We start from the raw sequence: 13,497 nt of genomic DNA, 5'->3' as shown, positions 1-13,497 counted from the left end.
TCGCGAGCAAGCTAGCTAGCTCCCACAGGAGATCACCGTACCTGTGGAAGCGAGCCTGCTCGCGAAGGGGCCTGTCAACTCACTGCAAAACTCAAAGCGACCGCGCAATGATCTCCTTCATGATTTCATTGGTGCCGGCATAAATCCGCTGCACCCGCGCATCCGCCCACGCCCGAGCCACCGGGTATTCCCACATGAACCCGTAACCGCCGTGCAACTGCACGCATTCGTCGAGCACCTTGCATTGCAGGTCAGTGCCCCAGTACTTGGCCATCGCCGCAGTCGGCACGTCGAGCTTGCCTTGCAGATGCAGCTCAAGACAGCGATCAACGAACACACGACCGATCTGAATTTCCGTGGCCATTTCCGCCAGTTTGAAGCGGGTGTTCTGGAAATCGGCAATCGCCTTGCCGAATGCCTTGCGATCACGGGTGTAATCGATTGTCCATTGCAACGCTGCTTCTGCCGAAGCGAGACCACCAATCGCCACGGTCAAACGCTCTTGCGGCAATTCCTGCATCAGGTAAGCGAACCCCGCCCCGGCCTGCCCCAGTAAATTTTCCTTCGGCACGCGTACGTCCTGGAAGAATAATTCCGACGTATCCTGGGCCTTCATTCCGACCTTCTCCAGGCGTTTGCCCTTCTCGAAGCCCGGCGTATTCGCCTCCACCAGAAACAGACTGGTGCCCTTGGCGCCGGCCTTTGGATCGGTCTTGGCGACGACAATCACCAGATCAGCGAGAAAGCCGTTGGTGATAAAGGTCTTGGAGCCGTTGATCACGTACTCGTCACCGTCCAGCACGGCGGTGGTCTTGACGCCTTGTAGGTCGGAACCCGCGCCGGGCTCAGTCATGGCAATGGCCGTGACCATCTCGCCCGACACCAGTTTCGGCAGGTATTTATGCTTCAGCGCTTCGCTGCCGTAATGCAGGATGTACGGCGCAACAATGTCTGAATGTAACGAAAAACCGATGCCGGTCAGGCCCAATCGCCCAACCTCTTCGATCACCACCGCACTGTAAAGAAAGTCCGCCCCCAAGCCACCGTACTCTTCCGGCAGATGCGAGCAGAGCATCCCCGCCTCCCCTGCCTTGTTCCAGAGTTTACGGTCGATGTGACCTTGTTTCTCCCATTGCCCGTGAAACGGCACGGCCTCTTTTTCGAGGAAGGTTCGTACGCTGTCGCGGAACAATTCGTGCTCGGAACTGAACAAGGTTCTGGGGATCATGCGGCACCTTTCTTTCTTGTTGGAGGGCTGTGTCCTTCAGAGACTAAGCCTCCCCTCCGATAGAGGACACTGGACACATCCGACAAAAAATAAGACGATCCAGCCGTCTGGTGACCACTTTCCCTTATAAAAACAAAACAAAAGTTGAATTATGTCCAAGCACGTCTCCACGCCCTTGCGGCGCGTCAGCATCCTGGCGATCGACCAGGTTTTCGCCTACACACTCATGCAAGCCAAGGACTTCTTCCATGTGGCGAGCCTGCGTTACGGCAAGCAACTGGGCCAAGGCCTGACTCCGGCGTTCGAAACCCGCCTGGTCAGCCCCGATGGCAAGCCGGTGAAAAGCTTCAGTAATGTGGTCATGCCAGTGGACGGCGGCCTGGAAAATACCGATATCATCATCCTCCCGGCTTTCTGGGACGATTTCGACACGCTGTGCACCCGCTACCCGCAAGTCCTGCCGTGGCTGCGTGAGCAACATGCTCGCGGTGCCGTCCTGTGCGGCGAAGCCACCGGGGTGTTCTGGCTGGCCGAGGCAGGCCTGCTCGATGGCAAGGAAGCTACGACCTACTGGCGTTTTTTCAACGCTTTCACCGAGCGCTTCCCGAAGGTCTACCTCAATCAGGACAAACACCTGACCGATGCAGACAATCTCTACTGTGCCGGCGGCACCACCTCGGCCTGCGACCTCTACATCTACTTGATCGAGCGCTTCTGCGGCGCCAACGTCGCACAGGCTGTAGCGCGCGACATCCTCTACGAAGTGCAGCGCAGCTACTCGCCGGGCCGCATCGGTTTTGGCGGGCAGAAGCTGCATCAGGACGTGATCATCCTGCAGATCCAGCACTGGCTCGAAGAGCACTTCGCCGACAAGTTTCGCTTCGAGGACGTTGCGCGCGAGCACGGCATGAGCATCCGCAATTTCATGCGCCGCTTCCAGACCGCCACCGGCGACAAACCCCTGCACTATCTGCAACGCCTGCGCATCGAAACGGCCAAGGGCTTGTTGTCCGCCAGCCGCAAGAGCATCAAGACCATCAGTTATGAAGTCGGTTATGACGATGCGAGCTTCTTCGCGCGGCTGTTCCGTCAGCACACCGAATTGTCGCCAAACCAGTATCGGCAGCAGTTTCAGCAGGCTGCATAAACACAATCAGACAGACGTCCATGTGCGAGTAGCCCTTTCACATGGACGGCTCTTGGCGTGTTTTTTCCCACATAAACCAGCGAAAACAGATCAGCTTTCCGACCTTTTTTACGACTGTCCATACATAGGTTCGCCGTACAGACTCCTTCACATGCACATCGCATCAAGGAAGATGAACAGTGACCATCGGATCCAGTTACAACTACCCATCACAAGCCGCTGGCGTTGAGGTTCGCAAAAAACGCTCAACGCCATCCAAATGGAAGCCCCGCTTTCCCAATCCTCCTGACTTGTGCTTTGACTATCGCGCATTGGTCGAGCAAAAAGACGGCATCGCTCGCGCCACTGACCCACAACACCGGATCTGCATCATTGGCGCTGGCGTCACCGGTCTCACAGCCGCCCGAGAGTTGCTGCGCTGCGGCTTCAGGCATATCACGCTGATCGAACAATCCTCCCGCATAGGCGGCAGACACCTGACCGTTCCGGGAAGCCCTCAATCCAGCGCGAGTCATACCCCGTTTGAAATGGGCGCGATGCGCATGCCTCTGTTCAACCGCGAAGGCGAGTTGCCGACTGAGGGTCGATCGCTCATGGCCTACTACGCGAAGACCTTTGACTTGTCGCTGTCGGACTTCGCCAACCCTGGCAGCCAATGGGTCAAATCAACCGGCATTTACCTGCGCGAGGGCCGTCTGGCGACCGAAGCTGCACCGCAAATGCTGATCTGGAAAAATACCGACGGCCAGACGCCGCCTCCCAGCGATGAACTGCAAGCGGTGCACGCCAAGTGGAGAGCTTTCGCCGACCGCATGACCCGGCATGTCGCCGAAATGTACGCGGGCGAGGACTGGGAAGCCGCCTGGGCCGCTATCGTCGAAAAATACCACGCCGTATCCTTCCGAGAACTGGTTGGCATGCCTGCCTTGCAGCGCTGGAATCGCGACGCTCCCGGTGACTTTGGCGGGATGGGCATGTCGGCAAAGGAGTCGGCCATTTTCTATGCCATCGGGATTGGCGACGGTAGCTGGGGAGCCTTCTATGACGTGTGCGCGTTATATCCTCTGCGCACCGCCATATTTGGTTTCAGCAGCCATTTGCAATTAGTGCATGGCCGAGTGGATGAACAAGGCGACCCGCTGCCTGACTCACCCCTTGTGAACAGCAATGCGGTTTTCGATTCGACTGGCCTGCAGTTTGATAAACCACGCTATCTGGGGCTCGCTGCGCTGAGTGAATGCCTGATGTTCATGAAGCCCGACGAGTCCACCCAATCGTTTTATGAGCACTGCCAGCAAAGCAGTGAAGGCCTGTTGACCGACTGCGCCGTCAGCAGATTGAAAAAACTCGGCAGCGGAAAAATCCGCGTCTATTTCAACCGCAAACATAGCCAGCCCGAGTTGGCCCAGGAACACTTCAATGACTTTGATTCAGTGATCATGACGCTGCCCTCATGGTTGATCGAGACCCGAGTCAAGCTGGAAGACTTCACGCCTCAGATGCTGCCGTTCGAAACGATTAACGCGTACAAAACCGCGCACTGGGAAACCAGCTGCAAGGTCTTCGCACCGCTGAAAAAATCCTTTCTGTCGGGCAATACCAACATTCCCCAAGCGATTGTCACGGACAGCTTTATCCATGACGTTTATACCTACCGCTACAACGAGAACTACAGCTACGACTGCATTCTTTTGAGTTACACCTGGGAGGACGATGCAACCAAACTGTCCTGCTTCAGCGACAAAGAACTGATCGCAAAGTGCGCAGAAGAACTGGACAGAATCCTCATGAACTCCAGCAATATTCAACAACGTATTTCCCCGTACATTGGCCTGCAACAAGCCGTCGTACAGCGCTGGATGACCGATAAAAATTCGCTGGGGTGCGCCAAGCTTTACCGTCCCGGGACTTACCACGATGCCGTCCGCCTGCTGAAATATAACCGAGACTATTCAAAGGCTTCGGGCCTGTATTTATCGGGGGAGTCATTTTCGGTTGATGCCGGTTGGACCGAGCCCTGCTTTCGCGGTGCCGTCGATGCAGTCATTCATATTTGCGACAAGACCAATGCGCGTTTCAACGGCGGCTTCACCATGGATGACTACCCGCATTTTCACCACGCCACCTGATTCTCTGCGCACGCCATCCACTGTTAACGAAGGGTCCCGGCAGCAGGCCGAGGACCTTGCGTTAACGCAGGACTACGCTTCCTAGGAGAAGGCCTACAACTTAACCGGAAACCGCCGACTTACGCTTTGCTCCCGACTCGACTCTTATGACCCCGCCATTCAACGGCGTGAAAACAATAATAAGAGGTCATGAAAAATGAGTGAGTCCACAAGCCCCGTTCGTGTTGCGGTCGTGCAATTCGATCCGCAGGTCGGCACGCAAAACCGCGCGGCAAACTTGAGTACCAGTCTGGAGTTGGCACTGGAAGCGGTTAACAACGGCGCAAACCTTATCGTTTTGCCCGAACTGACCAACACCGGTTATTTCTTTCAGAACCGGCAGGATGCGTTTGACCATGCCGAAGCGGTTCCAGATGGGCCGAGTGTTGGCAGTTGGGAAGATTTCGCCCGTCATCATCAGGTTTATCTGGTAGCCGGGCTGACCGAGCGCGAGGGATCGAGGCTTTACAACACTGGCGTGCTAGTGGGACCTGACGGGTTTATCGGCAAGTACCGCAAGGCTCATCTCTGGAACCTGGAAAAGCTCTGGTTCACTGCCGGCGACTCGGGATTCCCGGTCTTTGACACGCCTATCGGTCGCATTGGATTGCTGATCTGTTGGGACATCTGGTTTCCCGAGGTCCCGAGGATCCTGAGCCAGCAAGGCGCAGACATCATTTGCAGCCTCAACAATTGGGTCTGGACTCCGCCACCGTTGTTCGATGATGCCGGCAAATGCATGGCCTCGTATCTGACCATGACCGCCGCGCATGTCAACAACGTGTTTATCGCGGCGGCGAGTCGAATCGGCGAAGAGCGCGGCGCTCGATACCTTGGATGTTCGTTGATCGCCGGCACCAACGGCTGGCCGATCGGCCGCGTGGCATCTGCCGACCAGCAGGAAATTCTCTACGCCGATATTGACCTGACCAGCGCTCGCAGCGCGCCTATCTGGAATGACTTGAACGACCTCCATCGGGATCGCCGCTGCGATGTCTACGACCGAATGCTCGGCTACACCGAGCATCCGTGCCTTCCGCGCTAACCGGGGGGCCAAGCAATGGGAACTATCCACGCAAAACCACGGAAACAAGTCGCCGCCAGAACAATGCTCGACAGCATGATCATTGGATTGCTGCTGAGTGCTACAGCGCTGATTGTCTGGCTCTCGATGAACAATCACTCACTTTGGTCAGCACGCTGGCCGGATTACGGCCACATGGTCTCGAATCTTCCCGAGCCGACCGCCTGGCTGCGCTGGGTGTTGGGAGATATCAGTGAGGTGGCATTTTATAAACACGAGTTCGCATCCATTGGCCTTTTGGCAGGTGCTTATCTGGGTTACTGGGCGAATCGAACGGGAAAATCCTGGCAAGGCTTTACCATCTGTTACGGCAGCGGACTATGGCCGTGGCTCGTCACCAGCTCGTTGCTGGGTCTGGTCCTGAGCAATCTCGTATGGGGCTGGACCGTAACCGCCACGAGCTGGCAGCCAACGTTTGCGGCATTTGTGTCGTTGCCCGCGGCGATGGTTCTGATGTTTGGGGGTGGCTGGAAGGTCGCTATCAATGGCGCAATCATGGGAGCCCTTTTCGTGACGCCCATGTGCATGCTGATAGTGAATTACGTCTGCAATCCCCTCGGACTGCCCGTGGTGATCGGCAATGTATCGGGCATGGCAATCGCCAGCATCGGCGCCTTCGTACTCTGCCGCTACATACCGAGTCTGGTGACATCCGCGGCGCCCGAACAGGTCGCCGAGGAGGCCAGCATCCCGGTGACCGCCAAGGCTCCCGATTATGGTGTGGTCTGGAGCATTCGCCGGGTCTTGGCGGACTTCTCCGAAGCGCCTTTTTTCGGCAATGAATGGGCCAGTCTCGGGCTGATCGTCGGCGCATTGCTGGCGTTTACCCTGAACCCGATGAGCCCTGTCTATGGCACCGGTTTGTTGCCACAACTACTGGCGGGCCAGGCATTGACCTCGGCACTGGGCGTGCTGATCTGGCGCAAACAATGGATAGCCCGAGGCTGGTACCCGACCTATGTGCCGCTGGTATCAGTCGTTCCGGCAGCTATTTTGACCTACGGCGGCGACTGGCAAGTGATTGTCTCAAGCGCATTGCTCGGTGCCCTGATCGCCCCACCGCTGGCTTGCGCCCTCGCGCAACGAGTGCCGGGGCACATGCACGGTTTCATCGGGAATGTGTTGTCCATGGCCATCAGCACGCTGCTGATCCTTCCGCTCGTCGGCTGGCTGGCAAGCCACTGACGTCCCCCTTCCCGGCTGGCGCTTGAATTCGATTCAGGAGCCGCCGGTTTCCTTTGCGAGGTATCACATGGACTTGCCCAAACTGGCCATTGCCGCACTCGGCGGTACTGTCAGCATGCAATCGCTCCAAAGCGGCGAAGGCGTCGTTCCATCGGTGTCAGGCGAAGCGCTCCTGAACACGGTGCCGGAACTGAAAACACTTGCGCAGTTGACTGTAGAGACGCTCGGACTATTGCCCGGCGCCTCACTTGATTTCGAATATCTGCTTAGCGTGTTGTGCTGGGCGAACTTTCAGATCAATCAAGGAGCGGCAGGCGTCATCATTGTTCAAGGCACGGACACGCTAGAGGAATCCGCCACTTTTTTTGATTATCTGTGGGACCACGACGAACCGCTGGTGCTGACTGGCGCCATGCGTTCGGCGGCACAGGCGGGTGCCGATGGCCCGGCAAACCTGTTGGATGCCGGCCGCGTCGCACTGGCGCAAAGCAGTCGGGGACGCGGCGCCCAAGTGGTTATCCACGGGCAGATTCACCGGGCGAACGCCGTGCGCAAAGTCGACTCCATGGCGCTGCACGCGTTCGCATCGCCTGTGACCGGTCCGGCCGGCATTCTAATGGAAGGTGTTGTGCGTTATTTGCAGCCGCCTGTTGCACGTCAGGTCTTGCCCCTGCCGCAAACCACCAACCAGACGATCGCCTTGCTGGAAGCATCGCTCTCTGCGGACAGTCTGCTGTTGGAAAATGTCGTCGAGCTGGGCTATGACGGGCTGGTGATCGCCGGATTCGGTGCCGGACATGTGTCCGCACACTGGGCCAAAGTCATCGAAACCATCGCCCGACACATTCCGGTAATCATCGCGACACGCACCGGCTGTGGCTCCACGGCACGGTCAACCTACGGCTTTGAGGGCAGCGAAATCGATTTACAGCGCAAGGGTGCCTTGATGGCCGGGTTCGCCTGCCCGCGCAAAGCGAGGATTTTGCTCTGGCTGCTGGTCGGGTGCCGACAGCAAGAGCATCTGGCGTCTTACCTCGAACAAACCGGTTGACCAAACGCGCTAAAAAAAAGGGCCTGCAATTGCAGGCCCTTTTTCTGAATTCGAGATCTGCTTAAGGCTTATGGGCCCGCGACAGGAATTCGTGCGACTGCATCTCCAGCAGGCGACTCAGCGTGCGCTGGAACTCGAAGTTCAGGCGCCCGCCGGTGTACAGATCCTTCAATTCGACTTCAGCAGAGATGATCAGCTTCACATTACGGTCGTAGAACTCGTCGACCATGTTGATGAAGCGGCGAGCGATGTCGTCGGTGGTGACGCTCATCTGCTCGACACCGCTGAGCAGCACGGCGTGGAAGATTTTGCCCAGTTCGATGTAGTCGTTCTGGCTGCGCGGGCCGTCGCACAGTTCGCGGAAGTCGAACCAGGCCACGTCATCACACGTGCGCAGGGCGCGGATCTCGCGATTTTCAATGATCAGCACGTCGTTTTCCACCGCCGCCGTGCATTCCGGTGTCAGTGCCTTGAAGCTCTTGCGCAGGCTTTCGTGAGCGGCTTCGTCGAGCGGATAGTGGAACAGTTCCGCCTGCTCGAGGTGACGCAAACGATAGTCGACGCCGCTGTCGACGTTGACGATTTCGGTGTGCTGCTTGATCAGCGCAATGGCCGGCAGGAAGCGCGCGCGTTGCAGGCCGTCCTTGTACAGACCATCGGGAACGATGTTCGAGGTCGCAACCAGGGTCACGCCGTTCTTGAACAACTCTTCCATCAGCGTGCCGAGGATCATTGCGTCAGTGATGTCGGAGACAAAGAATTCATCGAAGCAGATGACCCGCGACTCAGTCGCAAAACGCTTGGCGATGATGGTCAGCGGGTTTTTCTCGCCGCCGAGGGTTTTCATCTCTTCGTGCACACGCTTCATGAAGCGGTGGAAGTGCGTGCGGGTCTTTTCCTTGAACGGCAGCGCTTCGAAGAAGGTGTCGACCAGGTAAGTCTTGCCGCGACCCACGCCGCCCCAGAAGTACAGACCCTTGACCGGCGTCTGATCCTTTTTGCCAAACAGCTTGCTCAAAAGACCCGGCTTGTTCTGATCGGCGGCGATCAGATCCTCGTACAGGCGCTGCAAATGACGCACAGCAGTTTCCTGCGCGGCGTCATGGAAGAAGTCCGGGCGTTTCAGATCAGCTTGGTATCGTTCTAGGGGCGTCATAATTCGTTAGCAAGGCAACAAAAACGGGCCGTCACTGTAGCGACGGCCCATGGGAATGGCAATCAGCCCTTGGTCGGGCCGAGCCGCTGATTATTCCTGTACCGGGGTCAACGCGATGCGCAGGGCCTCGATGGCCGCGTCCCGCGCCGTGCTGTCAGCGAATGCCGGGCTGTCGCCGATGCAGTCGCCTTCCAGCCACACGCTGAAGCTCAAGTCTTCGCTGCGCACATCCAGAGGCTGACCGGATTGCAGTTGCTTGGTCACCTGGCCAGCGGTTTTGCCATCCGCGAAGTTGCGCGACAGCAGCAATTGCTCGCCATCGGCCGCCAGCAGACGGAAACGGAAACTGCCGTCGTCCTCGCGGAAACTGACGAAGCGAGCGGCTTTTACGGCTTTCTTCTTGGTGGTCGCAGCCACCTGAACCTGATTGACGAACGAACGCAGGCCCACGGCTTCACGCAGTTCGTTGAGGAACGGCGTTGCCACGGCACGGGCCTTTTTCGCGCCTATCTGCAGGATGTCTTCCAGATCTGCCGGACGCTCGATCAACTGGTGATACTTGTCGCGCGCCTCGCCCAATTCGTTATCGAGCAACTGGAACAGGCGGTTCTTCGCCTCGCCCCAACCCAGGCCACCGAGCAGTTCACTGCGGAATTCGTCAGCCTGTGCTGGCGTGGCGAAGGCCTGAAACAGAGTGAACAGGTGCGAGTTGTCCGGGTCCTTGGCTTCGCCTGGCGCTTTGGAGTCAGTGACGATCCGCGAGATCGCGTCCTTCATCTCTTTGGCGCTGGAGAACAACGGAATGGTGTTGTCGTAGCTCTTCGACATCTTGCGACCGTCGAGGCCAGGCAACGTCGCCACGCTTTCTTCGATCAGCGCTTCAGGCATGGTGAAGAATTCTTTGCCCTGGCCAAACAGGTGGTTGAAACGCTGGCCGATGTCGCGGGCCATTTCCACGTGCTGGATCTGGTCACGACCGACCGGCACCTTGTGCGCGTTGAACATCAGGATGTCCGCGGCCATCAGCACCGGGTAGCTGTAGAGGCCCATGGTGATGCCGGCATCCGGGTCCTCACCGGTTTCGACGTTCTTGTCCACAGAGGCCTTGTAGGCGTGCGCACGGTTGAGCAAGCCCTTGGCGGCGACGCAGGTCAGCAGCCAGGTCAGCTCGGGGATTTCCGGGATGTCCGACTGACGGTAGAAGGTCACGCGGTCGACATCCAGGCCACCGGCCAGCCAGGTCGCAGCGATTTCCAGACGCGAGCGCTGGATGCGCAGCGGGTCATCGCATTTGATCAGGGCGTGGTAGTCGGCCAGGAAGTAGAACGAATCGGCATTGCTGTCGCGGCTGGCGAGGATCGCCGGACGGATGGCGCCGGCGTAGTTGCCAAGGTGTGGCGTGCCGGTGGTGGTGATGCCGGTGAGGATGCGGGTACGGTTCGTCATGGGTAATCGCTTGTCAGACTGCAATCAATTCGAGAGACGCGGCAGGATCAGATCCTTGAGATCGGTCAACTTGCCATGAAAAAAGTGTCCGCATTCTGCCACTTTCAGCAGCTCATGGGGGCGCTGGAGTTCGTCCGACCAGTCATAGACCAATTGCGGATCGATGACTTCGTCGGTTTCCGGCTGGATCACGGTCAACTCGACATGCGCTGGCAGTTGATCCTGCTCGCCCAGACGCATCACCGCCGGCGCAACCATGAACAGGTGCTTGAGTTGCACGCCCTGGGCTTCGAGACGGCCGCCGAGACTTGCTGCAACAAATCCGCCGAAGGAGAAACCGAACAGGGTCAGTGGCAGATTCGGGTGTTTTTCCAACAGCCATGCGGCGGCGGCTTGAGCATCGTCGACCTCACCGGTGCCCATGTCGTGGCTACCTTCGCTGGCGCCGACGCCGCGATAATTGAAGCGCAGGGTGATCAGACCGGCGTCGCGGGCCGTGCGCTGCAGGGTCGAGACGACCTTGTTGAGCATGGTGCCGCCCTGCACCGGGTTCGGATGGCAGATCAGCGCGATGCCGCGCGGCTGCTCGTTATCCAGGTAAAGAGCTTCAATTTGGCCGACTGGGCCATCAATCACTACAGGGGTTTCACGCATCAGCAAGGAAGGAACTCCGTGACCTCGAATCGGGTCGACTCGTCTAGCAAATTGTCTGTGCCAATCTATTGCGAGTGAATCGCGGTATACAGCGCAGGTTCGAGCCGTTAACGTAAAGCAAAGCCGTTTATAGAGGAAGGACTCGTGGAACACTCGCTCTTAGTTTGGTTGTTACCGACTCTTGCCCTGGTTGTGGGTGTCGCCATTGGATTCCTGATCGCGCGCGTTGCGCCGAACGCTGCGCCGAGCCGTACGCAGCGTCAACTGGATGATATCCAGGAGCGTTTCGACAGTTATCAAAACGAAGTGGTCACCCACTTCAACAGCACCGCGATGCTGGTCAAGAAACTGACCCAAAGCTATCAGGAAGTGCAGGATCATCTCGCCGAGGGTGCCAATCGTCTGGCCCTGGACGAGCAGACTCGCCAGCGCTTGCTCGCCTCGTTGCACTCTGAATCGGTGCAGGCCCCACGCGAGCGTCTGACGCCACCGCGCGATCAGGAGCCGCCACGCGATTACGCGCCGAAGACTCCGAATGCGCCAGGCATGCTCGATGAGCATTATGGTTTGAAGAAGTAATCAGTCGCAGCGACAAGCAAAAGCCCCCGGACAATTCCGTTGTCCGGGGGCTTTTTTGTGCCTGAGGATTTTACGGTGAATGCACCGGCCCCATCGCGGGCAAGCCCGCTCCTAAAGGTTTCTTTGGTGTACACAAAATCCGTGTTCCACACATAACCCTGTGGGAGCGGGCTTGCCCGCGATGGAGCCAGCACCGGCCACAAAAAAAATGCCCGATCACAGGATCGGGCATTTTTTCATTCAGGCCATCAGTTACGGATACTGCTGAACCGTGCCCGGCTGTTGCTGAGCACCATACTGCTGGCCCGGAATCGCCTTCAGGTTGACCTCAACGCGACGGTTCTGCGCCCGACCATTGACGTCACCGTTACTGGCGATTGGATTATCCGGACCGGCGCCACGGGCCGACAGGTTGGCACCGCTGACACCTTGCGACGTCAGGTAGGTCGCCACGCTCTGCGCACGACGCTGGGACAGGTCCATGTTGTGCTGGCGGCTGCCGGTGCTGTCGGTATAGCCGACGATTTCGATCTGGTTCTGGCTGAACTCCTTCAGGGAGCCGGCGAGGTTATTCAATGGCTGATAGAAGCTGGAGGCGATATTCGCCGAATCGGTGGCGAACGTGATGTTACCCGGCATGATCAGCTTGATCTGATCGCCCTGACGCTGCACTTCAACCCCGGTATTGGCCATGCTGGCACGCAGTTTCTTCTCTTGCTGATCGGCGTAGTAACCGTAACCGGCCGCCGAAGCACCCACCACGGCAGCACCAATCAAGGCACCCTTGCCACGGTTATCGTGACCGATAGCGGCACCAGCCAGTGCACCGGCCAGAGCGCCGAGGCCGCCGTACTTGGCGGTTTTGCTCATGCCTTGGGAGCCGCCGTCGGCCTGGCCCTGGTTGTCATAAGGGTTAGGCGAGGCGCAGCCGGACAACAAGGCCACGGCAGTAGCGACAATAATCAAACGACGCTTGGTGAACATGAAGAGCTCCTACTTTTCTGCATTCTGAGGTGCAGCGGCCGGTTGGCAATAAACCTCTGCGGGCGTTGGATCATGACAATGGACAAAAATTCCGCCGCCCACCCATGACAAAATATTTACGCCCGTACAAAAGGGTTTTCGCGCATTTCATCACCCAGACGCGTGTCCGGACCATGCCCGGTAACCACCGTTGCATCTTCGTCCAGGGTGTACAGCCGCTGCTTGATCGATCGCACGATGGTCGCCTGATCGCCACCCCATAAATCCGTGCGCCCTACCCCGCGACGAAAAAGTGTGTCGCCGGCAATCAACAGCTTAGCCTCGGAAAACCAAAAGCTCATGGAACCGGGCGTATGACCCGGCGTATGCAGTGCCACCCCGCAACCGCAAGCCAGCTCCTCATCGTCCGACAACCAGCGATCCGGTGATGGCACCGGAACGTAGGGCACGCCGAACATCTGGCATTGCATCTCGAGGTTGTCCCAGAGGAACTGATCTTCCTTGTGCAGATGCAGGGTCGCGCCGGTCTTTTCCTTCATCTGCCCGGAAGCGAGGAAATGATCGAGATGCGCGTGGGTATGGATGATGCTGACCACTTTCAGGCCCAGCGCATCGAGGCGGGCCATGATCAAGTCGGGATTGCCACCCGGGTCGACGACGATGGCTTTTTTTGTGATCGGATCGCCGATGATCGTGCAGTTGCATTGCAAAGGGCCGACGGGGAAGGTTTCGCGGATAAGGGCTGTGTTCGGGGTTTGCATAATTTTGATCCTGATACCAAGGCGTGCCGCTGCGGTTGTGATCCGCAAAATCGA

12 protein-coding genes are annotated in these 13,497 nt (G+C 58.0%); 6 read left to right on the top strand and 6 right to left on the bottom strand.

The features are described 5' to 3' along the window. Positions 1-91: 91 nt before the first annotated feature. On the bottom strand, positions 92-1,228 hold the full coding sequence (locus tag AB4P92_RS21085; RefSeq protein WP_042561001.1) for an acyl-CoA dehydrogenase family protein: 1,137 nt from the start codon (positions 1,226-1,228) through the stop codon (positions 92-94). A 250-nt stretch (positions 1,229-1,478) separates the two neighbouring features. Between AB4P92_RS21085 and AB4P92_RS21080 the strand changes: the two genes are divergently transcribed. From AB4P92_RS21080 to AB4P92_RS21060, 5 genes are all read left to right on the top strand, one after another. Further along, a complete protein-coding gene (locus tag AB4P92_RS21080; protein ID WP_196304183.1) occupies positions 1,479-2,375 on the top strand; it encodes a GlxA family transcriptional regulator in 897 nt (298 codons plus the stop codon). Between the two features lie 179 nt (positions 2,376-2,554). Continuing rightward, entirely contained in the window at positions 2,555-4,504 is a 1,950-nt protein-coding gene (locus AB4P92_RS21075) for an FAD-dependent oxidoreductase (protein ID WP_395598090.1), read from the top strand. Positions 4,505-4,700: 196 nt separating this feature from the next. Further along, positions 4,701-5,588 carry a nitrilase family protein gene (locus tag AB4P92_RS21070; protein ID WP_261735996.1) on the top strand — a complete coding sequence of 296 codons (888 nt, stop codon included), beginning with the start codon at positions 4,701-4,703 and terminating at the stop codon, positions 5,586-5,588. A gap of 15 nt (positions 5,589-5,603) precedes the next feature. Further along, the gene (locus AB4P92_RS21065; protein WP_115148171.1) at positions 5,604-6,812 is read left to right on the top strand and encodes a hypothetical protein; all 1,209 of its coding nucleotides are present in this window, start codon (positions 5,604-5,606) and stop codon (positions 6,810-6,812) included. A gap of 67 nt (positions 6,813-6,879) precedes the next feature. After that, positions 6,880-7,863 (top strand): asparaginase, encoded by a 984-nt coding sequence (locus AB4P92_RS21060; protein ID WP_261735997.1) that lies wholly within the window; start codon positions 6,880-6,882, stop codon positions 7,861-7,863. Between the two features lie 61 nt (positions 7,864-7,924). On the opposite strand, the gene zapE is transcribed toward AB4P92_RS21060, so the two are convergent. The 3 genes from zapE to AB4P92_RS21045 all read right to left on the bottom strand — a co-directional run bounded on the left by zapE (position 7,925) and on the right by AB4P92_RS21045 (position 11,119). Beyond that, a complete protein-coding gene (zapE, locus tag AB4P92_RS21055) occupies positions 7,925-9,019 on the bottom strand; it encodes a cell division protein ZapE (RefSeq protein WP_042561007.1) in 1,095 nt (364 codons plus the stop codon). A gap of 90 nt (positions 9,020-9,109) precedes the next feature. Next, positions 9,110-10,465, bottom strand: coding sequence for a tryptophan--tRNA ligase (locus tag AB4P92_RS21050; RefSeq protein WP_261735998.1), 1,356 nt, complete (start codon positions 10,463-10,465; stop codon positions 9,110-9,112). A 24-nt stretch (positions 10,466-10,489) separates the two neighbouring features. Beyond that, entirely contained in the window at positions 10,490-11,119 is a 630-nt protein-coding gene (locus tag AB4P92_RS21045; protein ID WP_042562198.1) for an alpha/beta hydrolase, read from the bottom strand. 144 nt (positions 11,120-11,263) lie between these two features. Between AB4P92_RS21045 and AB4P92_RS21040 the strand changes: the two genes are divergently transcribed. After that, a complete protein-coding gene (locus AB4P92_RS21040; protein WP_042561009.1) occupies positions 11,264-11,698 on the top strand; it encodes a YhcB family protein in 435 nt (144 codons plus the stop codon). Positions 11,699-11,950: 252 nt separating this feature from the next. Here the strand turns inward: AB4P92_RS21040 and AB4P92_RS21035 are convergent, their stop codons facing one another. Together AB4P92_RS21035 and AB4P92_RS21030 are read right to left on the bottom strand one after the other, a co-directional pair. After that, entirely contained in the window at positions 11,951-12,682 is a 732-nt protein-coding gene (locus AB4P92_RS21035) for an OmpA family protein (protein WP_042561010.1), read from the bottom strand. Between the two features lie 116 nt (positions 12,683-12,798). Then, positions 12,799-13,443, bottom strand: coding sequence for an MBL fold metallo-hydrolase (locus AB4P92_RS21030; protein ID WP_042561011.1), 645 nt, complete (start codon positions 13,441-13,443; stop codon positions 12,799-12,801). Positions 13,444-13,497 lie beyond the last annotated feature (54 nt).

It is taken from the genome of Pseudomonas sp. A0308 (genome assembly GCF_044218815.1).
GTDB classification, from domain to species: Bacteria; Pseudomonadota; Gammaproteobacteria; order Pseudomonadales; family Pseudomonadaceae; genus Aquipseudomonas; species Aquipseudomonas iridis.
The sequence above is the reverse complement of the archived record's forward strand: the minus strand, read 5'-3'. Positions and strand labels throughout refer to the sequence as shown.

Coding starts and splice junctions, on each gene's coding strand:
- AB4P92_RS21085 (WP_042561001.1), bottom strand. CDS start 1,228: ATGATCCCCAGAACCTTGTTCAGTTCCGAGCACGAATTGTTCCGCGAC.
- AB4P92_RS21070 (WP_261735996.1), top strand. CDS start 4,701: ATGAGTGAGTCCACAAGCCCCGTTCGTGTTGCGGTCGTGCAATTCGAT.
- AB4P92_RS21030 (WP_042561011.1), bottom strand. CDS start 13,443: ATGCAAACCCCGAACACAGCCCTTATCCGCGAAACCTTCCCCGTCGGC.
- zapE (WP_042561007.1), bottom strand. CDS start 9,019: ATGACGCCCCTAGAACGATACCAAGCTGATCTGAAACGCCCGGACTTC.
- AB4P92_RS21060 (WP_261735997.1), top strand. CDS start 6,880: ATGGACTTGCCCAAACTGGCCATTGCCGCACTCGGCGGTACTGTCAGC.
- AB4P92_RS21045 (WP_042562198.1), bottom strand. CDS start 11,119: ATGCGTGAAACCCCTGTAGTGATTGATGGCCCAGTCGGCCAAATTGAA.
- AB4P92_RS21050 (WP_261735998.1), bottom strand. CDS start 10,465: ATGACGAACCGTACCCGCATCCTCACCGGCATCACCACCACCGGCACG.
- AB4P92_RS21035 (WP_042561010.1), bottom strand. CDS start 12,682: ATGTTCACCAAGCGTCGTTTGATTATTGTCGCTACTGCCGTGGCCTTG.
- AB4P92_RS21065 (WP_115148171.1), top strand. CDS start 5,604: ATGGGAACTATCCACGCAAAACCACGGAAACAAGTCGCCGCCAGAACA.